This window comes from Streptomyces sp. NPDC051963 (genome assembly GCF_044593495.1).
In the GTDB taxonomy this organism is placed as follows: domain Bacteria; phylum Actinomycetota; class Actinomycetes; order Streptomycetales; family Streptomycetaceae; genus Streptomyces.
The window spans coordinates 160699-186647 of record NZ_JBIUCC010000002.1 but is presented as its reverse complement, the minus strand read 5'-3'; the positions used below and the strand labels follow the sequence as shown (position 1 = coordinate 186647).

Annotated in this window: 19 protein-coding genes; 1 reads left to right on the top strand and 18 read right to left on the bottom strand. The window is 66.2% G+C overall.

Annotation, left to right across the window (positions count from 1 at the left end):
• The 14 genes from ACIHFB_RS07345 to ACIHFB_RS07280 all read right to left on the bottom strand — a co-directional run bounded on the left by ACIHFB_RS07345 (nucleotide 1) and on the right by ACIHFB_RS07280 (nucleotide 20172).
• The gene (locus tag ACIHFB_RS07345) at nucleotides 1-915 is read right to left on the bottom strand and encodes a phosphotransferase enzyme family protein (RefSeq protein WP_400125782.1); all 915 of its coding nucleotides are present in this window, start codon (nucleotides 913-915) and stop codon (nucleotides 1-3) included.
• Nucleotides 916-1531: 616 nt separating this feature from the next.
• The gene (locus tag ACIHFB_RS07340) at nucleotides 1532-3382 is read right to left on the bottom strand and encodes an NACHT domain-containing protein (protein ID WP_400125780.1); all 1851 of its coding nucleotides are present in this window, start codon (nucleotides 3380-3382) and stop codon (nucleotides 1532-1534) included.
• A gap of 151 nt (nucleotides 3383-3533) precedes the next feature.
• Nucleotides 3534-4061: a hypothetical protein gene (locus ACIHFB_RS07335; RefSeq protein ID WP_400125778.1), complete on the bottom strand. Its 528-nt coding sequence runs from the start codon at nucleotides 4059-4061 to the stop codon at nucleotides 3534-3536.
• Nucleotides 4062-4702: 641 nt separating this feature from the next.
• Complete coding sequence (locus ACIHFB_RS07330) at nucleotides 4703-6673, bottom strand: TIGR03960 family B12-binding radical SAM protein (RefSeq protein WP_400125776.1); 1971 nt, start codon at nucleotides 6671-6673, stop codon at nucleotides 4703-4705.
• A gap of 80 nt (nucleotides 6674-6753) precedes the next feature.
• On the bottom strand, nucleotides 6754-8253 hold the full coding sequence (locus tag ACIHFB_RS07325) for a CYTH and CHAD domain-containing protein (RefSeq protein ID WP_365279190.1): 1500 nt from the start codon (nucleotides 8251-8253) through the stop codon (nucleotides 6754-6756).
• A 91-nt stretch (nucleotides 8254-8344) separates the two neighbouring features.
• Nucleotides 8345-9541 (bottom strand): rod shape-determining protein RodA, encoded by a 1197-nt coding sequence (gene rodA, locus ACIHFB_RS07320; protein WP_365279193.1) that lies wholly within the window; start codon nucleotides 9539-9541, stop codon nucleotides 8345-8347.
• The gene (gene mrdA / locus ACIHFB_RS07315) at nucleotides 9538-11790 is read right to left on the bottom strand and encodes a penicillin-binding protein 2 (RefSeq protein ID WP_400125773.1); all 2253 of its coding nucleotides are present in this window, start codon (nucleotides 11788-11790) and stop codon (nucleotides 9538-9540) included. Before mrdA ends, rodA begins: the two co-directional genes overlap by 4 nt.
• Nucleotides 11791-11923: 133 nt before the next feature.
• Nucleotides 11924-12595, bottom strand: coding sequence for a rod shape-determining protein MreD (gene mreD / locus ACIHFB_RS07310; protein ID WP_365279199.1), 672 nt, complete (start codon nucleotides 12593-12595; stop codon nucleotides 11924-11926).
• Between the two features lie 12 nt (nucleotides 12596-12607).
• Entirely contained in the window at nucleotides 12608-13555 is a 948-nt protein-coding gene (mreC, locus tag ACIHFB_RS07305; RefSeq protein WP_365279202.1) for a rod shape-determining protein MreC, read from the bottom strand.
• A gap of 135 nt (nucleotides 13556-13690) precedes the next feature.
• The gene (locus ACIHFB_RS07300; protein WP_004931372.1) at nucleotides 13691-14710 is read right to left on the bottom strand and encodes a rod shape-determining protein; all 1020 of its coding nucleotides are present in this window, start codon (nucleotides 14708-14710) and stop codon (nucleotides 13691-13693) included.
• A 318-nt stretch (nucleotides 14711-15028) separates the two neighbouring features.
• Nucleotides 15029-15442: a nucleoside-diphosphate kinase gene (gene ndk, locus ACIHFB_RS07295; protein ID WP_365279206.1), complete on the bottom strand. Its 414-nt coding sequence runs from the start codon at nucleotides 15440-15442 to the stop codon at nucleotides 15029-15031.
• Between the two features lie 69 nt (nucleotides 15443-15511).
• Nucleotides 15512-15865, bottom strand: a complete 354-nt coding sequence (locus ACIHFB_RS07290) for a DUF4233 domain-containing protein (RefSeq protein WP_365279209.1) — start codon at nucleotides 15863-15865, stop codon at nucleotides 15512-15514.
• 9 nt (nucleotides 15866-15874) lie between these two features.
• On the bottom strand, nucleotides 15875-17362 hold the full coding sequence (locus ACIHFB_RS07285) for a folylpolyglutamate synthase/dihydrofolate synthase family protein (protein WP_365279212.1): 1488 nt from the start codon (nucleotides 17360-17362) through the stop codon (nucleotides 15875-15877).
• 185 nt (nucleotides 17363-17547) lie between these two features.
• The gene (locus ACIHFB_RS07280) at nucleotides 17548-20172 is read right to left on the bottom strand and encodes a valine--tRNA ligase (protein WP_365279215.1); all 2625 of its coding nucleotides are present in this window, start codon (nucleotides 20170-20172) and stop codon (nucleotides 17548-17550) included.
• A 136-nt stretch (nucleotides 20173-20308) separates the two neighbouring features.
• On the opposite strand from ACIHFB_RS07280, the gene ACIHFB_RS07275 reads away from it, so the two are divergent.
• Nucleotides 20309-21271, top strand: coding sequence for a hypothetical protein (locus tag ACIHFB_RS07275; RefSeq protein WP_365279217.1), 963 nt, complete (start codon nucleotides 20309-20311; stop codon nucleotides 21269-21271).
• Between the two features lie 63 nt (nucleotides 21272-21334).
• Here the strand turns inward: ACIHFB_RS07275 and clpX are convergent, their stop codons facing one another.
• The 4 genes from clpX to tig form a co-directional block, all read right to left on the bottom strand.
• A complete protein-coding gene (gene clpX, locus ACIHFB_RS07270; RefSeq protein WP_365279220.1) occupies nucleotides 21335-22618 on the bottom strand; it encodes an ATP-dependent Clp protease ATP-binding subunit ClpX in 1284 nt (427 codons plus the stop codon).
• A gap of 183 nt (nucleotides 22619-22801) precedes the next feature.
• Entirely contained in the window at nucleotides 22802-23482 is a 681-nt protein-coding gene (locus ACIHFB_RS07265; RefSeq protein WP_365279223.1) for an ATP-dependent Clp protease proteolytic subunit, read from the bottom strand.
• A 50-nt stretch (nucleotides 23483-23532) separates the two neighbouring features.
• The gene (locus tag ACIHFB_RS07260; RefSeq protein WP_365279585.1) at nucleotides 23533-24135 is read right to left on the bottom strand and encodes an ATP-dependent Clp protease proteolytic subunit; all 603 of its coding nucleotides are present in this window, start codon (nucleotides 24133-24135) and stop codon (nucleotides 23533-23535) included.
• A 367-nt stretch (nucleotides 24136-24502) separates the two neighbouring features.
• A complete protein-coding gene (gene tig / locus ACIHFB_RS07255; protein WP_365279226.1) occupies nucleotides 24503-25888 on the bottom strand; it encodes a trigger factor in 1386 nt (461 codons plus the stop codon).
• Nucleotides 25889-25949: the final 61 nt, after the last annotated feature.

The following is a 25949-nucleotide window of genomic DNA, read 5'->3' as shown; positions in this document are numbered from 1 at the left end:
CTACCAGGGCCGCCAGTTCCGAGGCGCGTCGTCATTACGCAAACCGACCATGCGCCGTCGGTACTCTGCAGCCGTCTCCTCATCCTCCTGAACGTTCTGCATGAGCCACGTCGTCATGCCGAACTCTTGCAAGCCACGCAGGGTCTCGTACCCGTGCCAGTCGTACAGATCCCGCCCATAGGCGGCCACGAAATCGGCGTACTGCTCGTCGGTCTGCCACCCAAGGCTGTGATGCTCCACAGCCGTGACCATCAGGTCCCACTCAGGGTGATCGAAGCAGAAGGCTTCGAAGTCGATCAGAATCACTTGCCCGCGATCGTCCACCATGAGGTTCTGCACGTGAGCATCACCGTGCACCGGCCCCTTGGGCGTCTCGAACCTCAACTCGGCGTACCTGTCTCGCAGTTCTCGCCATCGCTTCCGAAGGAAGACCTTGTCATCCTCCGGGATCACCGCTCGGTTGAGCCGTAGCTCCTGCTTGTCAAAGGGCTCGAACGACGGGAGCTTAAGGCCCTCAGGCACGGTCAAAGAGTGGAGATCCCGCAGGACCCGCCCCAACTCCCCGTAGGTCGCCTTCCGATCACCCTCAACGATCAGATGCCAGAACGTCACCGGGTGCCCATCGATCACGAGCGGCTGCTCAAGATCCTCAACGATGCGAACAGCCGGGAACCCTTCCTCCGCCAGCCATCGCGAGACAGCCACTTCAACGCGTGCCTTCGGCAGCCACTCCTCACCACGGGCCACACGCACAATCACCGGGGCCGAGGCCAGCCGGAACAACGCGTTCTCACCGAGCCGGATCAACTCCGCGCCTCTGTCATCGAGCCCAGCAGCCCGGCACGCGGCACTCATCACCCGCGTAGCCCCCGCCGACGTGAACCCCTCTTCCGATCGAGCAGCGTCAACCGCCATGCCCGTACCAGCTCCCCTAGTCGCGCGCGATCAACCGGTGCACGCTCACGGGCGACCAACCCATGTGCACCAGACACGACCTCGACCGTACCCATCCCCAGGCGATCGGAGCACAGACAAGTTTCAGAAGCGTCCCGCCGTAGGCCACGGGCACAGGGGGCCCACGAAAGTTTTCAGCTCTGGCGCACTCTCCGCCATCCGCCCATCGTGGCGGCATAGGCCCACACGCATCTACACGGTTCTGGCGCTACTGGAGCCCGGAATGACGCATTCGAGTTGAGTAGCCGCCTGGCCGCCAGCATAAAGGCACTCCCGGGGCAACATCACGCCCGTCAGCGGGTGTCACGAGAATCTGCCAGGTAACGCTGCAGTTCGAGATGGCGAAATTGATAAACCGCTCCGACTTGACGCAGCACGCCTCGCCTCAAATGGGCGTCTTCCAAGAAACGAGCAAGGCGCCATGGGGTCAGTCTTTTCAGTGCCAAGTGGTGCCTTGTTGAGATGTACGTACCCCAACACGCATAGGTAGAAGCAAACATGGGCCCCACTGACACCACGGCGACAGGAAATACTACTACCAAGATCCACAGAGATCTTCGCATTCCGAGATCTGCAATCAAGTTCGCAGAAAAAGCCAGCGTGATCGCAGTACCCGACAATAGCGATAGAACCCAAAAAGCATTTCGATCTCGTCGCAAAACATTAAGAGACCCGGCAGCGCTACGCAAATCCGGGTGAACAGGATGCATACCCATCGACCCCACAACCACCAAGCCCAGATAATTCCCGCATAAGCCCCTAGAGCCAGGGAGCCACTATAGGCAGTGACTCCCCAGACCATCAGACCAGCATAGGATGAACCAATGATTATCTTGTCGTTTCGCTGAACTGTAGCTCCGGGGGACCAGCCCCAGCGGACACTAGGGGTCAATGCGTGATTAGAGATAGCCAAAAATATTGCGACAACTGATCCAAAAACTAGGCCGGCGGTTATTCCGTTCTTAACCCCCAGAATAATGACACCGGATAAACTCGCCATAACCATGGAGGGAATGCCAAATGTGGCTAGAAGCGACATCACGCGGGACCACTTGCCAACCGCAAGATGAAGATCCCACCAAGCAAGATCCGGTGATCCATTCTTGTCATCTTGAAGGTGACGGGCAAGGAAAGCGAGAGCTTTCCTCGCCTTTTTGGGATCCCAAGGAGAGGGGTAGTGTTTATGGTGCCGATATGCAGCCGCTATATAACCTGAGAAAAGGTGAGATTCAATAGATTGGCGATCAGGGAAGCGACTCACATCCAGCAAGTCGTCAGGTGTAAGCAAACCGCTGCTCGACTCGTGCGGACGTGGAGTATAAATGGTGCGAGCCAAGTACAGAAAAAGCGGTGTACTGAGAATTCGCCCCAACGGGACTTGGGGGTCAATTTCTGCAAAAACCCCAGCCCATACTCCCAGTTCTGCAACCTCGGATCCACTAGCAGTACGCGTGAGGTACTCAGCAGCATGTCCAAGGTCGAGGGGAGAAATTACAATGCCAGATGCACCATTCAGATGGACCCTAGCTCCCGAAGACGATGAGACTGCACCTCTATACTCGGCGATGCGGCTGGACAAGACCAATGCTTGCCTATGCGGGAGCTCCCGATTTATTACAGCCAACGCTTCAGGGCGCAATTTTTCCGACAACTCATCAAGGCCGTCCAATATCGGCAGAATAAAACGACCTTCGAGCAGGGCGCGGCCCACACTGAGGCGGTCATTGGATTTTCCAGTAGTCGTCGAAGCCAACAGGCCCGGATGGTCACGGACTAACTGCTCGGTCAGCCATTCATAAAAACCGTCACCGCTTGGATCCCAGGAAGCAAGCGAGAAAATCACAGGAACAGGATTACCTGGCTCACGCTGCGCCAAGATCGATAGAGCCAGCCTTAAAAGCAAGACAGTCTTGCCCGACCCCGGATCACCAAGAACCACAAGGCGTCGCGTGGGAATCTTGGCCATAAAAACGTGATAGATATCGCCCCCATCACCTTGCAAGTCAGTGGGATGCTGCGCCCACTGAGATTGGTCGCTATAAGGTCCTCCTGGCCAGCTCTTTGCAACTCTCTCAATTATTGGCCAGGGCTCCACAATTGCACATTCAGCGGCCCTCCAGGAGACTTGCAAGGGATACGGGTTATTCAGTTGTCGCACTTGCGCTTCAGCCTCCCAGTGCTGACTCACAGCCTGTGCGAGCTGATCAGCAACATCGCTCAACGAAAATTGATCCGGTTGCACTCGCTGAAAGCTGGAAACGGCGAGAAGCGTCGCAGGGAGAGCAAGCAGACCAACAACTAGGGAAACCGTGTCGGCGAGATCGCCGGCCTTCTCTAGGCCGTTTCTGAGATACCACCAGACGCCGAGCACGGTGGCAACACCGTATGCAATACCAAACCATTTAAGAACTCGGCTTTTCACGTCCATCCCCTACTTATTTCGAGGAAGTGACCCCTCATTTTCGAGACTCCTCTGAGATGCTCTCCGTGAGAGTCAGATTTCAAGATGCCGTAGCGTCAATGCGGTCGACAATCCGGGTGGCAATTAGGCTAAACTAGACGCAGCCCCTATTCTCGGCTCAGCGCTTCCAGCCCAGATAAAAGGTCAAGGCGGCAACACCTAACCCTCCGATGAAGCTGAAGACTCCTGCGATCAACAAGTTTCTTTGTTTTGCGCGCTCTTCTCGCGCTTCCCGAGGAAGTAGCGGAATTATATCCGCTCTACCGTCGGTTAGCCTGTTGATCAACACAACTCCACCAAGCAACACTATGTACGGGAACACCATGAGGAAGACATTCTTATAAACGCCTACGAGAAGGAAAGAAATGGCCATCCCACCGAGGGTAAAAATGAGTGCACCTGTTTGCATAAGACGGCGATGCCGAGCACCGAAAGACATCCTGGGCCTAAGCATCTTCGCAATATCATCAACAAGATCAATGGCAACTTGATCTTGTTCTGTGGTTCGAACGACAGGCGAGTCGCCGAATACAACGACCGCTTGTGGGCCGCTCGTAATTAGGCGTACAGTTCGCAGCTCTCTCTTGTTTGCATCCCGGAGATCATCAATAGTTTCTGCGGTTGCATCGCCAGCTTGTATCGTCACGCTTTGCGTACGTCGATCCAATAGCCGATTAACGTCAGAGATGTCACTGAGATATAGTCGCATCTTAGGGAGTTGCTGGCGATACTCATGCGGCTTCGGGTTGGCCGCTGGCGGGATATCACGTCTTAGGGCGCACACAGCCCAACGCTAGTGCAAAGGCCCCTGAGAAGAAGTGGGTACGCTGAAATACAACGAATATACTTCGTCGGCAGCACACTTGTGTGGCCGAACGGAGCAGCCGGAGCCGCTGTAGGCGAGCGACCTTGACTTCTGCATCTGCTCAGCGCTTGCGAGTCGTCTGTCGCCGGTCACAGCTTCTACGGGAACGATGGCCGCCGGTGGCCTCGTCGGCTGAACGGCCCCGACCTCGGGCCCTGGCTGGAGCACGGCTGCTAAGCACGAGTGGCCATTGGGCCATACGCCCTGTACGGGCGCCTCCCTGACTGCGAGCCCCTCAGACCCACTCCACCTCGGAGATGACGGCCATGGAGCCTCCAGGCGGCGGCAGCGGCGTTCTAGGAGCCTCCCGTCCAACCCCATCTCGCCCACTCCGTACACCAAGCGCCCGCAGGACGGCGGCAACCTCTTCGTCGCCGCCGTCCCCCAGGGCCTCCACGATGCGCCCCAACGCCTCGCTCACATCAGTGCCCGTGTCCGCCGGTCGCAGCATCCTTCTTGACCGTCAACGGCAGCAACTTCTTCCCGCTGTTACTCACTTGTGGCCAAGTGTCCATCTGCGGACACACCCCACAATCGAAGCAAGGCGTCCACCGGCAGTCCTCGACCTCCGTCTCGTCGAGGGCGTCCTGCCAGTCCTCCCAGAGCCAGTCCTTGTCGAGGCCGGAGTCGAGGTGGTCCCACGGGAGGACCTCCTCGTAGGTCTTCTCGCGGGTCGTGTACCAGTCGACGTCGACGCCGAAGGCGGGCAGTGTCTTCTCCGCGCAGCGCATCCAGCGGTCGTAGGAGAAGTGCTCGCGCCAGCCGTCGAAGCGGCCGCCGTCCTCGTAGACCGCGCGGATGACGGCGCCGATACGGCGGTCGCCGCGGGAGAGCAGGCCTTCGACGATGCCGGGCTTGCCGTCGTGGTAGCGGAAGCCGATCGAGCGGCCGTACTTCTTGTCGCCGCGGATCTTGTCACGCAGCTTCCCCAGGCGCGCGTCCGTCTCTTCCGCCGAGAGCTGCGGGGCCCACTGGAAGGGGGTGTGCGGCTTGGGGACGAAGCCGCCGATCGACACCGTGCAGCGGATGTCGTTCTGGCCCGAGACCTCGCGGCCCTTCTGGATGACGTTCATCGCCATGTCGGCGATCTGGAGGACGTCGTCGTCGGTCTCCGTCGGCAGGCCGCACATGAAGTACAGCTTCACCTGGCGCCAGCCGTTGCCGTACGCCGTGGCCACCGTCCGGATCAGGTCCTCTTCCGAGACCATCTTGTTGATGACCTTGCGCATGCGTTCCGAGCCGCCCTCAGGGGCGAACGTCAGGCCCGAGCGGCGGCCGTTGCGAGTCAGTTCGTTGGCCAGATCCACGTTGAAGGCGTCCACGCGGGTCGACGGGAGGGACAGGCCGATCTTGTCCTCCTCGTAGCGGTCCGCCAGGCCCTTGGCGATGTCGCCGATCTCCGAGTGGTCCGCGGAGGAGAGGGAGAGGAGGCCGACCTCCTCGAAACCCGTCGCCTTCAGGCCCTTCTCCACCATCTCGCCGATGCCCGTGATGGAGCGTTCACGGACCGGGCGGGTGATCATGCCCGCCTGGCAGAAGCGGCAGCCGCGGGTGCAGCCGCGGAAGATCTCGACGGACATCCGCTCATGGACGGTCTCCGCGAGCGGGACGAGGGGCTGCTTGGGGTACGGCCACTCGTCGAGGTCCATGACGGTGTGCTTCGACACGCGCCACGGGACACCCGACTTGTTGGGGACCACGCGGGCGATACGGCCGTCCGGGAGGTACTCGACGTCGTAGAACGCCGGGATGTAGACCGAGCCCGTCTTCGCCAGGCGGAACAGGACCTCCTCGCGGCCGCCCGGACGCCCCTCCGCCTTCCAGTCGCGGATGATCCGCGTCATGTCGAGCACGGCCTGCTCGCCGTCGCCGATGATCGCCGCGTCGATGAAGGCGGCGATCGGCTCGGGGTTGAAGGCGGCGTGGCCGCCGGCCAGGACGATCGGGTCGTCGAGCGTACGGTCCTTGGACTCCAGCGGGATGCCCGCCAGGTCCAGCGCCGTCAGCATGTTGGTGTAGCCCAGCTCCGTGGAGAAGCTGAGGCCGAACACGTCGAAGGCCTTGACCGGGCGGTGGCTGTCCACCGTGAACTGCGGGACGCCGTGCTCCCGCATCAGCGCCTCCAGGTCCGGCCAGACGCTGTAGGTGCGCTCGGCGAGGACGCCCTGCTGCTCGTTCAGGACCTCGTAGAGGATCATGACGCCCTGGTTGGGCAGGCCGACCTCGTACGCGTCCGGGTACATCAGGGACCAGCGGACGTCGCACGACTCCCACGGCTTGACCGTGGAGTTGAGCTCGCCGCCGACGTACTGGATCGGCTTCTGCACATGCGGGAGCAGCGCTTCGAGCTGCGGAAACACGGACTCTGCGGCCGCAGCGACTTCGGCAGGCATCTCGCGAACCTTCGTGAGCGGGACTGGAATGACAGGGGTGACCATCTAGACTAACGCGGTTGAGAAGGGCCCCCGTACGTTCAGACCATCGGTCCGCCCGTGATCTTCTTCCAGGAGTCGGGCAGCTCGGCCTCCACGGTCGCCGCCCGCTGCTCCTCGCGGCCGTACAGCAGCCCGTAGGTGAAGGCGCTCTCTCCTGCCGCGTGCGCGAGGGCGGACAGCTCGCGCAGGGTCAGGCGGGCCATGACGCTGTCCTGGTGCTCCCCGAGCAGGGTCTGGAGGGACTTCATCGTCTTGGCCAGGTCCTTGGCGGGCTTGCCGAGGGCCGGGGTGGCGGCCTCCGCCGCGTAGCGGGTGCGCTTGGTCTTCTTGCGGGCCTCGTGGATGGCGACGTCCCGGTCGGTGCCGGGCTCCAGCTCCAGCGCCTGCTCGACGAGGGCGGAGACCTTGCCGAAGTCCTTCCGCACGGCCTTGGGGAGCATCTTGCCGGGGTCCTTACCGGCCGCCTTGAGCAGCGGCGGGTCGGCGAGCACGGCGTCCAGGGATTCGAGCAGGTCCAGGTAGCGGCGGGAGTCGAGGACCCCGATCAGCCGGCTGCTCGCCCCGCCGGGCCGGTCGCCGGCCCACTTGCCGATCCGGTCGGCTACCGGGCCGGAGACCAGCGTCTCGGGCACCTCGTCGAGGGCCGCCATCAGGCGTTCGTTCAGCACCTCGCGGTCCCGGTCCACGCCCAGCTCGCCGGCCAGCCACTTCAGCTCGTCGCCGATGGGGTCGGTGATCGTCCGGTCGAGGATCCTGCCGTACGACTTGAAGGTGCTGCGCATGCGGCGGGTGGCGACGCGCATGCTGTGCACGGAGTCCTCGGCGTCCTGGCGTACGGCGGGGTCGAGTCCGACGATGGCGTCGCGCTGCTCGCGCACGTAGGCGAGCACGTGGTCGCCCGCGGTCTCGGGGGCCTTGACGGGTCCGGGCTCACGCTTCGTCGGGGCGGTCTCCTCCAGGGCGCGCGCGAGCTTCGACGCCGATTTCGAGGGCCGTACGCCCGCCTTGCGCAGTCGCTTGTCCACCTTGTCGAGGAACTCCGGGTCGCCGCCGTCGGCGAGCTCGACCTCGATCTCGGTCCACTGGGCGGTGCCGCCGCCCGTGGTGAGCCGCTCGGCGTGTACGGCGTCGACGCTGACCTCGGCGAGGAGGCGGCGGTCGGCGTTCAGGAGGTCGCGGAGGTCCCGGGCGGAGCGCAGCCGGACCACGGGGACCAGTTCGGCGTCCCGGACGCGTGAGCGGACGAGCCCGGCGAAGGCGGGTGGCAGTTCGTCGGAGAGGGGGGCCTGGATCTCGTCGCGGACGTCGGGCCCGACCGGGAACTTCAGGTGCCAGCCCGCGTCGGAGCCGCCGGTCCTGCGGCGCAGCGTGATCGAGGCGGCCGCGAGGCGCTCGTCGACGGTGTCGTAGTAGGTGGCGTCGAGTTCGGCGACACCCTTGTCCACTACGTCTGCTACTCCGGCGATGCCGGTGAGGTCGGGCAGTCCACTCTCGTCGGATTCATACTTGCGCTCGATTTCGCGCTTCGTGTCCGCCATGCACTGAATCTAGTGGCAGGCGAGGCAGGACGACAGTGCCTACAGGAGGTGAATCACGAATGAACGGCAGGGAACCCGGAGGTTGACCGACTTACGCCGACATGGGCCGTTGCACCCGAATCGACTGCAACAGTCCCACCGCCACCCACACCGCGAACATGGATGAACCGCCGTATGACACGAACGGCAGCGGCAGACCCGCCACCGGCATGATCCCGAGCGTCATCCCGATGTTCTCGAAGGACTGGAAGGCGAACCAGGCGATGATCCCGGCGGCGACGATCGTGCCGTACAGCTCGGTCGTCTCGCGGGCGATCCGGCAGGCCCGCCACAGCACGATGCCCAGCAGCACGATGATCAGGCCGCCGCCGACGAAGCCCAGCTCCTCCCCTGCGACCGTGAACACGAAGTCGGTCTGCTGTTCCGGGACGAACTGGCCGGTGGTCTGCGAGCCGTGGAACAGGCCCGAGCCCGTCAGCCCGCCCGAACCGATCGCGATACGGGCCTGGTTGGTGTTGTAGCCGACGCCTGCCGGGTCGAGCTCGGGGTTGGCGAAGGCGGCGAAGCGGTTGAGCTGGTACTCGTCCAGCACCCCCAGCTGCCAGACCGCGATCGCGCCCGCGATGCCGATACCGAGCAGCCCGAAGACCCAGCGGTTGGAGGAGCCCGAGGCGAGCAGCACACCCAGCACGATGATGACCATGACCATGACCGAGCCGAGGTCGGGCATGAGCAGGACGACCAGTATCGGCACGGTGGCCAGGCCCAGCGCCTGGAGGACGGTGCGATGGTCCGGGTACTGCTTGTCGCCCGCGTCCACCCGGGCCGCCAGCAGCATCGCCATGCCCAGGATGATCGTGACCTTCACGAACTCGGAGGGCTGGAGCGAGAAGCCGCCGCCGATGACGATCCAGGCATGGGCGCCGTTGATGGTCGCACCGAGCGGGGTGAGCACCAGCAGCACCAGGAACACCGAGAGGCCGTACAGGATCGGCACGGCCCCGCGCAGGGTGCGGTGGCCCAGCCAGACCGTGCCGATCATCAGGGCGAACCCGATGCCGGTGTTGAGCAGGTGGCGGATGAGGAAGTAGTACGGGTCGCCCTGGTTGAGCTCGGTGCGGTTGCGGGTCGCCGAGTAGACGAGGAGCGCGCCGATCAGCGACAGCCCGATGGCCGACAGCAGTATCGGCCAGTCGAGCCGGCGGGCGAGCGAGTCACGGGCGAACAGCCGGGTCCAGCCCGCGCGTTCGGGTCCGTACCCGGAGACGGAGAAGCTGTTGCCGGTCATGTGAGCATCCTCCGGCTTCCCTTCCTCCGCCTCCTGCGGCGGGTGTCACGGTTCCCGGTGCTCGGCGTCTGCACCGTGGCCGCCGCCTGCTCCGCCTCGTCCAGCGCGTCCTTGCCCTTCTGGCTGGCCTGCTGCTCCTTCGCCGGGTCCCCCTTGATCTTCGGCGCGGTGATCGAACCGTCCGTCTTGATCTTCGGCAGGCTCGACTGCGGCGTGGGGAGCAGGGCGTTCTTCTTGTTGATCTCGCCGTCGTCGGAGACGCCGTACAGGGCGTCGTATATGTTGCGCACGGCCGGTCCGGAGGCTCCGGAACCCGTACCGCCCTGCGAGATCGTCATCACGATCGAGTAGTCCTTGGTGTACGTCGCGAACCACGAGGTCGTCTGCTTGCCGTAGACCTCGGCGGTACCGGTCTTGGCGTGCATCGGGATCTCGTCCTGCGGCCAGCCGCCGAAGCGCCAGGCGGCGGTACCGCGGGTGGCGACGCCGGCCAGGGCGTCGTCCATCTTGGCCAGCGTCTGCCCGCTGACCGGCAGCTTGCCGTGCGACTGGGGCTTGATCGCCGAGACGTCCTTGCCGTCGGCGCTGATGATCGCCTTGCCGACGGTCGGGTCGTACAGGGTGCCGCCGTTGGAGATCGCCGAGTAGATCGTGGCCATCTGGATGGGGGTCACGAGCGTGTCGCCCTGGCCGATGGAGTAGTTGATCTCGTCACCGGCGCGCATCTTGTTGCCTTCGAGGCAGTTCTCGTACGCAATCTTCTCGACGTAGGAACCGTCCTTGTTGCCGGTCTTGCACCAGCCGTCCTTGTTGGCCTTCCAGTAGCTCTCCTTCCACTGGCGGTCCGGGACGCGGCCGGTGACCTCGTTGGGCAGGTCGATGCCGGTCTCCTTGCCGAGGCCGAACTGGTGGGCCGCCTTGAAGAAGTAGTCCTTGGGCTCACCCTTCTTCGGGTTGATGCCGCCGTCCTTCTTCCATTCGTTGTGCGCGAGGCCGTAGAAGACGGTGTCGCAGGAGACCTCCAGGGCCCGGCCCAGACCGATCGGGCCGTAGCTCTGCGACTCGAAGTTCTTGAAGACCTGGCCGCCGACGGAGTACGAGCTGGAGCAGTCGTAGTTGCCGTCGAAGTCGTAGCCGGCCTCGACCGCGGCGGCCGTGGAGACCACCTTGAAGATCGAGCCGGGCGCGGCCTGACCCTGTATGGCCCTGTTCAGCAGCGGGTAGTTGGAGCTCTTGCCGGTGAGCCTGGTGTAGTCCTTGGCGGAGATGCCGCCGACCCAGGCGTTCGGGTCGTACGACGGGTTGGACGCCATGGCGACGACCCGGCCGGTCTTGGCCTCCATCACGACGACGGCGCCGGAGTCCGCCTTGTAGTTCTCGCCGGTGTTGTCGTCGAACTCCTTGCGGGCGGTCTTCATCGCCTCGTTCAGCTCGAACTCGGCGACGCGCTGGACCCGGGAGTCGATGCTGGTGACGAGGTTGGAGCCGGGCTGGGCCGCGTCGGCCTCGGCCTCGCCGATGACGCGGCCGAGGTTGTCGACCTCGTAGCGGGTGACGCCGGCCTTGCCGCGCAGCTCCTTGTCGTACTCGCGCTCCAGGCCCGAGCGGCCGACCTGGTCGGAGCGCAGATAGGGCGAGCTGGTGTCCTGGGCCTGGGTGATCTCCTCGTCGGTGACCGGGGAGAGGTAGCCGAGGACCTGCGCGGTGTTGGCTCCGCCGGGGGCGGCATAGCGGCGCACGGCCTGCGGCTCGGCGGTGATGCCGGGGAAGTCCTCGGAGCGTTCGCGGATCTGGAGGGCCTGGCGGGGCGTGGCCTCGTCGGTGACGGGGATCGGCTGGTACGGCGAGCCGTTCCAGCAGGGCTGCGGCGTCTTCGCGTCGCACAGCCGGACCTTGTCCATGACCTCCTTGGGCTTCATGCCCAGCACGCCCGCGAGCTTGGTCAGGACGGCCTTGCCGTCGTCCGCCATCTTCAGCAGCTCGGTGCGTGAGGCGGACACGACGAGCCGGGTCTCGTTGTCCGCGACGGGCACCCCGCGCGCGTCCAGGATGGAGCCGCGTACGGCGGGCTGGACGACCTGCTGGACGTGGTTGCCGGACGCCTCCTTGGCGTACTCCTGTCCCTCCCGGATCTGGAGGTACCACAGGCGCCCGCCGAGGGTGCCGAGGAGGGAGAGGACGAGGATCTGGATGACGATGAGCCTGGTCTGGACACGTGGGGTCCGACCGGTCTCCGGGATGTTGGTCACTGCTGCTGCCTCCCCCTCTCAGTACGAAACGCTCCGCGGGTGGTGCCGCGATGGGCTGTTGATCGGCTGCAGTGCCGTCGTGGCTTGTCGCGCAGTTCCCCGCGCCCCTTCGGGGCGCTCAAGTCCCCTGGGATCACAGCCGCTTGACCCCCTTGATGCGTCCGGCACGGGCCACCCGCGACCGGGCCGCCTTCACCCTGAGGCCGCCCCGCTGTCCGCCGATCCGCAGCCCGGTGCCGGAGGAGAGCCAGCCGGTGGAGATGTCGGTGGACTTGGCGGCCGAGTTGGTCTCGGCGAGCGGGTCGTTCTCCGCGCGCCGGGCCAGTCCCATGATCCCGGGGACGACGAACGGGGCGAGCAGCAGGTCGTACAGCGCGGCCGTGAACAGCAGGCTGCCGAGGCCGACATGGCGGGCGGCGGTGTCGCCGACGAGGGCGCCGACTCCGGCGTACAGCAGGGTGGAGCCGAGCGCCGCGGCGACGACCACGACCATGGGGCCGGTGGCCGACTTCAGCCGTCCGTTGTCCGGTTTGGCCAGCCCGGCGAGATAGCCGATGACGCACAGCACCAGGGCGTAGCGGCCGGCGGCGTGGTCGGCGGGCGGGGCGAGGTCGGCGAGCAGACCGGCGCCGAAGCCGACGAGGGCGCCGCCGACATGGCCGTACACCATGGCGAGGCCCAGGACGGTGAGCAGCAGCAGGTCGGGGACGGCGCCCGGGAGGTGGAGGCGGGCGAGGACGCTCACCTGGAGCACCAGGGCGACGACGACCAGCGAGGTGGAGAGCAGGATCCGGTTGACGCGCATGGGGCTCAGCTCCTACTGCTCTTGCTCGTACTGGCCGTCGACGGGCGCCCCGGCGGAGGGCGTCACCGTCACCGTCACGGTCGGCGTGGGGGTGGGCTTCGGCTTGCTCGGCAGCACGGTGTCGCCCGGGTCCTGCTGCGGGGTCTCGACGACGACGCCGATGACGTCGAGCTTGGTGAAGCTGACATACGGCGTGACGTACAGCGTGCGGGTCAGGTCGCCGCCGGAGGGGTCGACGCGGGAGACCACGCCGACCGGCACGCCGGGCACGAAGGGCTTGTCGGCCTGCGAGCCGAAGGTGACCAGACGGTCGCCCTTCTTCACCTCGGCCTTGCCGTTGAGGAGTTCGACGCGCAGCGGACGGTCGCCCTGTCCGGAGGCGAAGCCGAGCTCGTCGCTGGCCTCCATCCGGGTGCCGACGGTGAAGTCCGGGTCGCTGGCGAGCAGCACGGTGGCGGTGTTGGGGCCGACGGTCGTCACCCGCCCGACCAGGCCGTCGCCGTTGAGGACGGTCATGTCGCGCTTGATGCCGTCATTGGCGCCGACGTCGATGGTGATGGTCCAGGAGAAGCCCTGGGCCGCCCCTATGGCGATGACCTCGGCGCCCTTGATGCCGTACTGGCCCTTGCCCGCGATCTTCAGCATCTTGTCGAGCTGGGTCAGCCTGCTGCGGTTGCGGTCGTCGCTGCCGAGCTTCGCCTTGAGGGCCGCGTTCTCCTGCTCCAGCGCGGCGAGCCGGTCGTGCCGCTCGCCGGAGTCACGGATCGCGGAGACCGCGTTGCCGACCGGGTCGACCGCTGCCGACACGCCGTCCTCGATCGGGCCGAACACGGCGGCCGCCCCCTGGCGGGCACCGTCGACCGGTGAGTCCTCCCCACCGCGGATGTCCACCGTGATCAACGCGAACGCGATGGCGATCAGCAGCACCAGGAGCAGCCGGCTCTCTTTCGTGTCCCTCACGTGCGGCGGCCGTGCCTTCCCTCTAGGAATGTGCAGGTGATGAAGAGCAGCGTTTATGGGTGAGCTTATGTCTCAATATCAACGATCCGCCGCACAAGAAGAGATCGTCTCGTACGGCGGAATCGAAGAGTTACGTCATCTGCGCGGCTGGGCGTCGAGCACCTGCTGCAACGCCTCGAACTCCTCGACGCACTTGCCGGAACCGAGCGCGACGCTGTCCAGCGGATCCTCGGCGATATGGATCGGCATGCCGGTCTCCCGGCGCAGCCGCTCGTCCAGGCCGCGCAGCAGGGCGCCGCCGCCGGTGAGCACGATCCCGCGGTCCATGATGTCGCCGGACAGCTCGGGCGGGCACTTGTCGAGGGTCGTCTTCACGGCGTCGACGATGGCGTTGACCGGTTCCTCGATCGCCTTGCGCACTTCGGCGGCGGAGATGACGACGGTCTTGGGCAGTCCGGAGACAAGGTCCCGGCCGCGGATTTCGGTGTGTTCGTCAGCGTCGAGGTCGTACGCCGAACCGATCGTGATCTTGATCTGTTCCGCCGTCCGCTCACCCAGCAGGAGCGAGTACTCCTTCTTGATGTGCTGGATGATCGCGTTGTCCAGTTCGTCGCCGGCGACGCGGATGGACTGGGCGGTGACGATGCCGCCGAGGGAGATGACCGCGACCTCCGTGGTGCCGCCGCCGATGTCCACCACCATGTTGCCCGTGGCCTCGTGGACCGGCAGGCCGGAGCCGATGGCCGCGGCCATGGGCTCCTCGATGATGTGCACCTGGCGGGCGCCGGCCTGGGACGACGCCTCGATGACGGCACGGCGCTCGACGCCCGTGATGCCCGAGGGAACACAGACGACGACCCGCGGACGAGCCAGATAACGCCGCTTGTGGATCTTCAGGATGAAGTAGCGGAGCATCCGCTCGGTGATCTCGAAGTCGGCGATCACGCCGTCCTTCAGCGGCCGTACGGCAACGATGTTGCCGGGCGTGCGCCCGATCATCTTCTTCGCTTCGGCGCCGACCGCGAGAATGCCACCGGTGTTGGTGTTGATCGCGACCACGGACGGCTCGTTGAGTACGATCCCGCGACCCCTGACGTACACCAGCGTGTTGGCGGTCCCGAGGTCGACAGCCATGTCACGGCCGATGAACGACATTGAGTTCCCCATGAGGATTCGTCTGGCCTTCCCACAGAGCTTTTGAGGGCTTTTCAGGTCGGCGAAGTGGGTGCGGTGACGTGAAGGCTTCCATCGTAGACGCGCCTTCCCGAACACTGCGCGAGGGTCTTCGCCATTGTCAGCAGATCATGAGCCGCCTCGCTGCTGGAGACGGTCCATCGGGGGCTCTCGTTCCCCCGATCGGCACGCATATGCCGGAGGACGGCCGGAAATAACCGGCCGTCCCAGGTCAGGCAGGGCGACACGCCGGACATGACGGTCCCTCAGATGAAGGCTCGGTGACGGGCGGGTCCACGGTCAGGCGTGACCGGGAAAGAAGATCTTCACCTCGCGGTCGGCGGACTCCTCGGAGTCGGAGGCGTGGATCAGGTTCTCGCGGACGATCACGCCGAAATCACCGCGGATGGAGCCGGGCGCGGCGGCGATCGGGTCGGTCGGACCGGCGAGGGCACGCAGCCCCTCGATGACCCGCTCGCCCTCGACGATCAGGGCCACGACCGGGCCGGAGGCCATGAACTCCACCAGCGGCTCGTAGAAGGGCTTGCCCTTGTGCTCGCCGTAGTGCTGCTCCAGGGTCTCCTGGTCCAGGGTGCGCAGCTCCAGCGCGGTGATCTGCCAGCCCGCCTTGCGCTCAATACGGCTGATGATCTCGCCGGTCAGGCCACGACGGACTGCGTCGGGCTTGAGGAGGACGAGGGTGCGCTGCGTCACGAGCGAGCTCCTTTGAATCAAAGGTTGTGCGGGGTGATGATGAGGCTACAGGGCCCGGCTGAGTGGTCGTTACGCAGCGTCAGGCTGATCCGCCTGGCCGGCCGCGAATCTCGCCTTCGCCTCGTCGATCTTCCGCCCGTAGTGCACCGACGCCCACCACAGCGCCGCGAAGATCGCGCCGAGGAAGAACATCGTCGGCACGATGAAGCCGGAGGCGATGAGGGCGATCTGGAGGGTCCAGCCCAGTGCGACGCCGCCCGGGCGGGTCACCAGACCGCACAGCACCACGCACAGGAACATCGCGACACCGCTGACCGTCCACACCGTGGACATGGACAGATCGTCGTCCTTCATGGCGACCAGACCGGCGAAGCCGATGATGAAGACCTCGCCGATCAGGGTCGAGGAACAGAGCGTACGCATTCCTGGAACTCAGCCCTTCCCCAGCAGCAGCCGTGCCTCGCCGACGGTGATGACGGAACCGGTGACGAGCACACCGCCGCCCGCGAACTCGCCCTCCTCCTCGGCCAGCGTGATCGCGGCCTCCAGGGCGTCCGGCAGCCGCGGCTCGACCTGCACCCGCTCCTCGCCGAACACCTCGACCGCGATCGCGGCCAGCTCGTCGGTGTCCATGGCGCGGTGGCTGGAGTTCTGCGTGACGACGACTTCGGCGAAGATCGGCTCGAAGGCCTCCAGCAGCCCCCGTACGTTCTTGTCGGCGCTGGCCCCGACCACTCCGATCAGCCGGCTGAAGTCGAAGGCCTCACCGATCGAATCGGCCACGGCACGCGCGCCCGCGGGATTGTGCGCGGCGTCCAGGACGACGGTGGGAGAGCGCCGTACGACTTCGAGCCGCCCCGGCGAGGCCACGGAGGCGAAGGCCGTGCGCACGGTGTCCAGGGCGAGCTGGTCGGGACGCTGGGCGCCGACGCCGAAGAACGCCTCGACGGCGGCGAGCGCCACGGCCGCGTTGTGCGCCTGGTAGGCGCCGTGCAGCGGCAGATACACCTCGGGGTACTCACCGCCGAGCCCGCGCAGGGTGACCAGCTGCCCGCCGACGGCGACCTGCCGCGCGACGACCCCGAACTCCAGGCCCTCGCGGGCCACGGTGGCGTCGACCTCGACCGCCTTCTTCAGCATCACCTGAGCGGCGTCGACCGGCTGCTGCGCCAGGATGACCGTGGCGTCCTGCTTGATGATCCCCGACTTCTCACCGGCGATCAGGGCGGGCGTCTCACCGAGCCGGTCGGTGTGATCGAGGTCGATGGGGGTGACGACGGCGACATCGGCGTCGATCACATTGGTGGCGTCCCAGGAGCCGCCCATGCCGACCTCGACGACGGCCACGTCGACGGGCGCGTCCGCGAAGGCGGCGTACGCCATGGCGGTCAGCACCTCGAAGAACGACAGCCGGTACTCCTGCTGGGAGTCGACCATCTCGATGTACGGCTTGATGTCCTCGTACGTCTCGATGAACCCCTCGGCGGAGATCGGCGCACCGTCGAGACTGATCCGCTCGGTGACCGACTGCACGTGAGGGGATGTGTACCGCCCGGTGCGCAGTTCGAAGGCGCCCAGCAGGGCCTCGATCATGCGGGCGGTGGAGGTCTTGCCGTTGGTGCCGGTGATGTGGATCGAGGGGTACGACCGCTGCGGCTCGCCGAGCACGTCCATCAGCGCGGCGATCCTGCTGACCGAGGGCTCCAGCTTGGTCTCGCCCCAGCGGGTCGCCAGCTCCGCCTCGACCTCGCGGAGGGCCTTGTCGACCTCGGGGTCCGCCGGGCGCGTCGGCACGTCGGCCTGCGGCTGTCCGCCCTGGGTGCGCAGGGTGCGGCTGCCGGCCTCGATGACCGCGAGATCCGGGTCCCGCTCGGTCTCAGCCGCGATGATCTCGTCGAAGGGGTCGTCGCTTTCACTCACGGGGTCAGTCTACGGAGGGCGACTGACAGCGTGCCTACGGAGTGCCTACGGAGTGGGGTGGCTGGTCTTGGTCGGCGGGTGCGGGCGCGTTGGGGCTGGTCGCGCAGTTCCCCGCGCCCCCAAGAAGGTCGGCAAAAGCCCCCGGCGCATGACAGCACCGGGGGCCTTCGTGGCCGTACGAACGCCTACGCCTGCGGCAGCCTCTCCAGCTGCGCCTTGATTCGGGCGATGTCCTCGTCCGCCTTCGCCAGGCGGCCTCGGATCTTCTCCACGACGTTGTCCGGGGCCTTCGCGAGGAACGCCTCGTTGCCGAGCTTGGCGTGTGCCTGGGCCTTCTCCTTCTCCGCGGCGGCGAGGTCCTTGGCCAGGCGCTTGCGCTCGGCGGCGACGTCGATCGTGCCGGAGAGGTCGAGGGCGACCTCGGCGCCGGCGACCGGCAGGGTCGCGGTGGCCGTGAAGGAGTCGCCCTCCGGCTGGAGCCGCAGCAGCTGGCGGATGGCCGGCTCGTGCGGGGCGAGGGCCGTGCCGTCCAGGGTCAGACGGGCCGGGACGCGCTGACCCGGCTGGAGGCCCTGGTCGGCGCGGAAGCGGCGGACCTCCGTGATGACCGACTGGAGCGTCTCGATCTCCCGCTCGGCGGCCGCGTCCCGGAAGCCACTGTCCTTCGGCCACTCGGCGATGACGACCGACTCGCCGCCCGTGAGGGTCGTCCACAGGGTCTCCGTGACGAACGGGACGACCGGGTGGAGCAGCTTGAGCGTGACGTCGAGGACCTCGCCCAGGACGCGCTTGGAGACCTCCGCGGGCTCGCCGCCCGCCTGGAAGGTGGTCTTCGACAGCTCGACGTACCAGTCGAAGACCTCGTCCCAGGCGAAGTGGAAGAGCGCGTCCGACAGCTTCGCGAACTGGAAGTCGTCGTAGAGCGCGTCGACTTCGGCGACGACCGAGTTGAGGCGGGACAGGATCCAGCGGTCGGTCGAGGACATCGCCGACGGGGCCGGCAGGGGCCCGTCCACCGTCGCGCCGTTCATCAGCGCGAAACGCGTGGCGTTCCAGATCTTGTTGGCGAAGTTCCGGGAACCCTGGACCCAGTCCTCACCGATCGGGACGTCGACGCCCGGGTTCGCGCCGCGGGCCAGAGTGAACCTGAGCGCGTCGCTGCCGTACTTGTCCATCCAGTCCAGCGGATTGACCGCGTTCCCAAAGGACTTCGACATCTTCTTGCCGAACTGGTCGCGGACCATGCCGTGCAGGGCGATGGTGTGGAACGGCGGGGTGCCGTCCATCGCGTACAGGCCGAACATCATCATCCGGGCAACCCAGAAGAAAAGGATGTCGTAGCCGGTGACCAGGACGGAGTTCGGGTAGAACTTCGCGAGGGATTCGGTCTGTTCGGGCCAGCCGAGGGTCGAGAAGGGCCAAAGGCCCGAGGAGAACCAGGTGTCGAGGACGTCGGTGTCCTGGTGCCAGCCCTCGCCGGTCGGGACCTCGTCGTCGGGGCCGACGCAGACGACCTCGCCGTTCGGGCCGTACCAGACCGGGATGCGGTGGCCCCACCACAACTGCCGTGAAATACACCAGTCGTGGAGGTTGTCGACCCAGTCGAAGTACCGCTTCTCCATCTCCTGCGGGTGGATCTTGACACGGCCGTCGCGGACCGCGTCACCGGCGGCCTTGGCAAGCGGGCCGACCTTGACCCACCACTGCATCGACAGGCGCGGCTCGATCGTCGTCTTGCAGCGCGAACAGTGGCCCACCGAGTGGACGTACGGCCGCTTCTCGGCGACGATCCGGCCCTCGGCGCGCAGCGCGGCGACGATGGCCGAGCGGGCCTCCAGCCGGTCCAGGCCCTGGAAGGGACCGTGGGCGGTGATGACGGCGTGCTCGTCCATGATCGTGATGGCCGGCAGGTCGTGCCGCTGGCCGATCTCGAAGTCGTTCGGGTCGTGGGCCGGGGTGACCTTGACGGCGCCGGTGCCGAACTCGGGGTCGACGTGGGTGTCGGCGACGACCGGGATCGAACGCTCGGTCAACGGCAGCTTGATGAGCTTGCCGACCAGGTGCTTGTAGCGCTCGTCGTCGGGGTGAACGGCGACAGCGGTGTCACCGAGCATCGTCTCGGCACGGGTTGTGGCGACGACGATCGTCTCGTCCCCGTCGCCGTACTTCATGGAGACGAGCTCGCCGTCGTCGTCCTGGTACTCGACCTCGATGTCCGAGATCGCAGTGAGGCACCGGGGGCACCAGTTGATGATGCGCTCGGCGCGGTAGATCAGCTCGTCGTCGTAAAGCCGCTTGAAGATGGTCTGAACGGCCTGTGAGAGCCCCTCGTCCATGGTGAAGCGCTCACGGGACCAGGCAACACCGTCACCGAGCCGCCGCATCTGTCCGCTGATCTGCCCGCCGGACTCGGCCTTCCACTGCCAGACACGCTCGACGAACGCCTCACGACCGAGGTCGTGCCGGGACTTGCCTCCCTTCCCCAGCTCGCGCTCGACGACGTTCTGCGTGGCGATACCGGCGTGGTCCATGCCCGGCTGCCAGAGCGTCTCGAACCCCTGCATGCGCTTACGACGCGTCAGGGCATCGATGAGGGTGTGCTCGAAGGCGTGCCCGAGGTGCAGGCTGCCGGTGACGTTCGGCGGCGGAATGACGACGGTGTACGGCGGCTTGTCGCTCTTCGCGTCCGCCTCGAAGTAACCCCGCTCCACCCAGCGCTCGTACAGCGGCCCCTCTACATCGGCCGGCGCGTACTGGGTCGGCAGTTCGGTGTCGGGCGCTGGTGGCTGCTGCTGAGCGTTCTCGGTCACCCGCTCAGTTTAGGGGTGTCCCGGGCGTGTCCCGAAACGCGTTTGTTCTGTAACACTGCGCACCCCGATGCCGTGCGTTCCCTGTGCCTGGGCCAGGATGTCGGGAACACATAAACATCTGGAGGGGAACCCAGAGATGAGCTACAACCAGCCGGGCCCGTACGGCGGGCAGCCCGAGCAGCCCGGACCGTACGGCCAGCCGGGCCCGTACGGCCAGCAGCCGCAGGCCCCCCAGCCCGGTGCCGGCTACCCTCCGCAGGCTCCGCCCCCTCAGCCCGGTTATGGCTACCCCCAGCAGGCCCCGCCTCCTCAGCCCGGCTACGGCTATCCCCAGCAGGCCCCGCCCACCCAGCCCGGCTACGGCTACCCGCAGCAGCCCCCGGGCGGCCAGGCTCCTTACGGCATGCCCCAGCCGCCCGCCCCCGGCGGCGGCAAGAAGAAGACGGGCCTGATCATCGGTGCGGTGGCGGTTGTGGCGGCGCTGGGCGTCGGCGCGTACTTCCTGATCGGCAGCGGCAGCGGTGCGGGCGGCATAGAGGACGACGGTCCGCACAAGCTCACCGCTCCTGCCTCCCTCGCGACGGACAAGTACCAGCGCATGGGCGACGCCCAGGAGGAAGAGGCGAGTTCGAGCGACGCGAAGGACCTCGCGAAGGCCGGAGTCAGCGACGCCACGTCGGTCGCCGCCATCTACTCGACCGTCGACCTGACGGCCATCAGCGACCCGAGCGAGCTGGAGAAGGCGGAAAGCGCCGAGAACGTCACCTACTTCGGTGTCTACGGCAAGGTGGAGGACCCGGAGAAGGCCCTCGACACGACGTTCGCCCAGTTCAAGAAGGAGAGCGAGGAGGACGTCAAGCTGATCGGTGAGGCCGAGACCGTCTCGCCGGACGGCTTCGAGGGCGCCGTGATGAAGTGTCAGCAGGCCGAGTCCAAGAACCTGGTCACCGAGAAGACCCAGAAGACCTTCATGTGCATCTGGGCGGACTACAGCACGCTGGGCGTCGTGGAGCCGACCGCGGGCGCCAAGACGTACACCCTGGACGAGTCGGCGCAGATCGCGGCCGACGTCCGCAAGGAAGTCCGCGTCAAGGCCTGACGCGCACAGCAAAGGGCGCCGACGTTCTTCACGTCGGCGCCCCTTTTCGCGTCTGTACGGCGGCTAGGCCGACTTCTGCTCCCCCGCACCGCGTCCCCGCGCATCGCGCGGGATCAGGGTCGGGTTGACGTTCGAGTGGACGACGTCGGCGGTGATGACGACGCGGGCCACGTCCTTGCGTGAAGGCACCTCGTACATCACGGACATGAGGACTTCCTCCATGATGGCGCGCAGGCCGCGGGCGCCGGTCTGGCGGAGGATGGCCTGGTCGGCGATGGCTTCGAGGGCCTCGCGCTCGAAGTCCAGCTCCACGCCGTCGAGTTCGAAGAGGCGCTGGTACTGCTTCACCAGGGCGTTGCGCGGCTCGACCAGGATCTGGAGCAGGGCCTCGCGGTCGAGGTTGTGCACGCTGGTGATGACCGGGAGGCGGCCGATGAACTCGGGGATCATGCCGAACTTGACCAGGTCCTCCGGCATGACGTCCTCGAACTGGTCCTTGGCCTCCAGCTCCCGCTTCGAGCGGATCGTCGCGCCGAAGCCGATGCCCTTCGCACCCGCCCGGGACTCGATGATCTTCTCCAGGCCCGCGAAGGCACCACCCACGATGAACAGGACGTTCGTCGTGTCGATCTGGATGAACTCCTGGTGGGGGTGCTTGCGGCCGCCCTGAGGCGGCACCGAGGCCGTGGTGCCCTCAAGGATCTTCAGCAGCGCCTGCTGGACGCCCTCGCCACTCACATCCCTGGTGATCGACGGGTTTTCGCTCTTACGGGCCACCTTGTCGATCTCGTCGATGTAGATGATCCCGGTCTCGGCCTTCTTGACGTCGTAGTCGGCCGCCTGGATGAGCTTGAGCAGGATGTTCTCGACGTCCTCGCCGACATAGCCGGCCTCCGTCAGCGCCGTCGCGTCGGCGATGGCGAAGGGGACGTTGAGCATCCGGGCCAGGGTCTGGGCCAGAAGCGTCTTGCCGGAACCCGTGGGGCCGAGCAGCAGGATGTTGGACTTCGCCAACTCGATGGCGTCCTCGCGGTTCTGGCCGCCGTGCTCACCGGCCTGGACCCGCTTGTAGTGGTTGTACACCGCGACCGAGAGCGCCTTCTTGGCCGGCTCCTGGCCGACCACATAGCCCTCGAGGAACTCGTAGATCTCCCGGGGCTTGGGGAGTTCCTCCCAGCGCACCTCGCTGGTCTCCGCGAGTTCTTCCTCGATGATCTCGTTGCAGAGATCGATGCACTCGTCGCAGATGTACACACCGGGGCCTGCGATGAGCTTCTTGACCTGCTTCTGGCTCTTGCCGCAGAACGAGCACTTGAGCAGATCGCCGCCGTCACCGATGCGTGCCACGGTGTGCTTCCCCTTCGCCTGGGAGACGCCTAGGTCCAGCGGCTCCTGGTGCTGCCTTATGTCCGACGGTACCTTGCCGGGGCCCTCGTTCGGGCCCCCCTTGGCACGGTTCACTTCGACGCGCGCTTTGTCGTGCACAGTGCCGAACCGTGCCAAGGAGCGGCAGACGATACAGCCTCCGCGTCAGCGCACCGATTCGTTGTTCATCTTCCGGGTGGAGATGATCTGGTCGATCAGGCCGTACGACAGCGCGTCCTCGGCCGTGAGGATCTTGTCGCGCTCGATGTCCTCGCGGATCTTGTCGATCGGCGTGGTGGAGTGCTTGGCCAGCATCTCCTCCAGCTGCGCACGCATCCGGAGGATTTCGTTCGCCGCGATTTCGAGGTCCGAGACCTGGCCGCGACCGGTCTCGCTGTAGGGCTGGTGGATCAGCACACGCGCGTTCGGCAGGGCCATGCGCTTGCCGGGCGTACCGGCGGCCAGCAGGACGGCCGCGGCGGAGGCCGCCTGGCCCATGCAGACCGTCTGGATGTCCGGCTTCACGAACTGCATCGTGTCGTAGATCGCAGTCAGCGCGGTGAAGGAACCGCCGGGGCTGTTGATGTAGACCGAGATGTCCCGGTCGGGGTCCATCGACTCCAGGCACAGCAGCTGCGCCATGACGTCGTTGGCGGAGGCGTCGTCGATCTGGACGCCGAGGAAGATCACGCGCTCCTCGAAGAGCTTCGCGTACGGGTCGTACTCGCGGACGCCCTGCGAGGTGCGCTCGACGAAGCGCGGGATCACATATCGGGACTCGGCCACGGGGACCGTACTCTCGGCGCGTGCGCGGTCGTACAGGCTGCTGCCGGGGATGTCGTTCACTGTCTGTCTCCTAGAGGCTGTGGCGGTCGGCTGGGGGCTGTGCTGGGGCCTCAGGCCCCGGTGCCGCCGCCGCCCGGCATGTTGGCAGCCGTGGTGATGACCTCGTCGATCAGGCCGTAGTCCTTGGCCTCGTCCGCGTCGAACCAGCGGTCGCGGTCCGAGTCGCGGGTGATCTGCTCCATCGTCTGACCGGTGTGGAAGGACGTCAGCTCGGCCATGCGCTTCTTGGTGTGCAGCAGCCGCTCGGCGTGGATCTTGATGTCCGACGCGGAACCGGCGAGACCGGCGGAGGGCTGGTGGATCAGAATCTCGGCGTTCGGGAGCGCGAAGCGCTTGCCCGGAGTACCCGCGCTGAGGAGGAACTGGCCCATGGAGGCGGCGAGGCCCATGGCGATGGTCACCACGTCGTTCTTGATGTACTGCATGGTGTCGTAGATCGCCATACCGGCCGTGATCGAGCCGCCGGGGCTGTTGATGTAGAGGTAAATGTCCTTGTCCGGGTCGGCGGCAAGGAGCAGAAGCTGCGCGGTGATCTTGTTCGCGATGTCGTCGTCGACCGGCTGGCCGAGGAAGATGATCCGCTCGTTGAGCAGCCGGTTGTAGACCTGGTCGCCGAGGCCACCGATGGAAGGCTCGCCGGCGGCGGTAGGCATCAGATTCGTCACGTATCCACCTGCTCGTCTTACGACGGCGTCCGGGCCGTCTACACGTTTCCCTGCCGGGGGCCTCCGGCGGTTTCGCCGACTCCCCTGCCCCCGTACTCATGGACCCTAACGCGCGGGTCCCTTCGGGGAATCCCGGAGAGGGTGCTGTTCGCCGGGGGCGTAGAGCCTGCGGCGGGTGGCCGCTTGCTACTCGCCGTAGTTGTGCCGGTACGTCGGCGGCTGCGGGTCCGTCGTGGTTGCTCGCGCAGTTCCCCGCGCCCCTTTCAGGGGCGTTTCCCTCACCGTACGGCAGAAGGGCCCCGGGGAATGTCTCCCCAGGGCCCTTCCTACGACGTCAGAGGCGCCGTGGGCGTCGTCAGCCCTCGGTCTTCTCGTCGGCCTCGGGCTCCGTGGCCTCAGCGGCGGCATCGGTCGCCTGCTCGACCTCGTCTTCATCATCCAGGTCGATGATCTCGCCGTTGGTGTCCTTGACCGTGGCCTTCTCGACCACGACGGCCAGGGCCTTGCCGCGGGCGACCTCGCCGACCAGGAGCGGGACCTGGCCGCCCTCGACGACGGCCTGGGCGAACTGGTCGGGGGACATGCCGGAGGAGGCGGCGCGACGCATGAGGTGCTCGGTGAGCTCCTCCTGGTTGACGTTGAGCTTCTCCTGCTTGACGAGCTCGTCGAGCACGAACTGGGTCTTGATGCCCTTGACCGCGGCCTCGCGGGTCTCGGTGTCGAACTCCTCGGCGGTCTTGCCCTGGATCTCCAGGTACTTGTCGAGGTCGAGGCCCATCTGGCCGAGCTGGTGGTGCTCGAGGTTGTGCTTGCGGGTGTTGATCTCGTCGTCGAGCAGCTTCTCGGGGACGGGCACCTCGACCAGCTCCAGCAGCTTCTCCAGGACACGCTCCTGGGCCTGCGTGGCCTGGTCGTACTGCTTCATGTTCTCGAGGCGCTTGCGGCTGTCGGCCCTGAGCTCCTCGAGCGTGTCGAACTCGGAGGCGAGCTGCGCGAAGTCGTCGTCCAGCTCGGGGAGTTCGCGCGCGGCGACCTGGCTGACCTTGACGGTGACCTCGGCCTCCTGGCCGGCCGCGGAGCCGCCCTTGAGCTCGGAGGTGAAGGTGGCCTCGCCACCGGCCTCCAGGCCCTTCACGGCGTCGTCGATTCCCTCGAGCAGCTCGCCGGAGCCGATGGTGTAGGAGACGCCGCTGGCGACGCCGTCCTCGAGGATCTCGCCGCCGACCTTGGCCTCCAGGTCGATCGTGACGACATCGCCGTCCTCGGCGGCACGCTCGACCGGGGAGGTGGAGGCGAAGCGCTCGCGGAGCTGCTCGACCGACTTCGCGATGTCCTCTTCGGTCACCTCGACGGCGTCGACCTCGACCTCGATACCGGAGAAGTCCGGGATCTCGAGGGCCGGGCGGATGTCGACCTCGGCGGTGAAGTTCAGCGTCTCGCCGTCCTTCAGCTCCGTGATGTCGACCTCGGGCTGGCCCAGGACGTCGATCTCGGCCTCGTTGACCGCCTCGGTGTAGAACTTCGGGAGCGCGTCGTTGACGGCCTCCTCCAGAACCGCACCGCGGCCGAACCGCTGGTCGATGACGCGGGCCGGGATCTTGCCCTTGCGGAAGCCCTTCACCGTGACCTGCTGGTTGATCTTCTTGTACGCCGCGTCGAGGCTGTCCTTGAGCTCCTCGAAGGGCACCTCGACAGTGAGCCGAACCCGGGTCGGGTTCAGGGTCTCCACGGCGCTCTTCACGGTTCGGTCTCCTTGTGGCTGACTTCTTGGTTTCTGCCGGAGCCAGACTGGTCCGGCGGAT

Bases quoted from the DNA above. Each gene is read 5' to 3' on its own strand.
- rodA (WP_365279193.1), bottom strand. From the start codon at position 9,541: ATGACCGGCAACAGCTTCTCCGTCTCCGGGTACGGACCCGAACGCGCG.
- ACIHFB_RS07330 (WP_400125776.1), bottom strand. From the start codon at position 6,673: ATGCCTGCCGAAGTCGCTGCGGCCGCAGAGTCCGTGTTTCCGCAGCTC.
- ACIHFB_RS07345 (WP_400125782.1), bottom strand. From the start codon at position 915: ATGGCGGTTGACGCTGCTCGATCGGAAGAGGGGTTCACGTCGGCGGGG.
- ACIHFB_RS07275 (WP_365279217.1), top strand. From the start codon at position 20,309: ATGAGCTACAACCAGCCGGGCCCGTACGGCGGGCAGCCCGAGCAGCCC.
- ACIHFB_RS07325 (WP_365279190.1), bottom strand. From the start codon at position 8,253: ATGGCGGACACGAAGCGCGAAATCGAGCGCAAGTATGAATCCGACGAG.
- ACIHFB_RS07290 (WP_365279209.1), bottom strand. From the start codon at position 15,865: ATGCGTACGCTCTGTTCCTCGACCCTGATCGGCGAGGTCTTCATCATC.
- ACIHFB_RS07300 (WP_004931372.1), bottom strand. From the start codon at position 14,710: ATGTCGTTCATCGGCCGTGACATGGCTGTCGACCTCGGGACCGCCAAC.
- ACIHFB_RS07340 (WP_400125780.1), bottom strand. From the start codon at position 3,382: ATGGACGTGAAAAGCCGAGTTCTTAAATGGTTTGGTATTGCATACGGT.
- mreD (WP_365279199.1), bottom strand. From the start codon at position 12,595: ATGCGCGTCAACCGGATCCTGCTCTCCACCTCGCTGGTCGTCGTCGCC.
- ACIHFB_RS07260 (WP_365279585.1), bottom strand. From the start codon at position 24,135: ATGCCTACCGCCGCCGGCGAGCCTTCCATCGGTGGCCTCGGCGACCAG.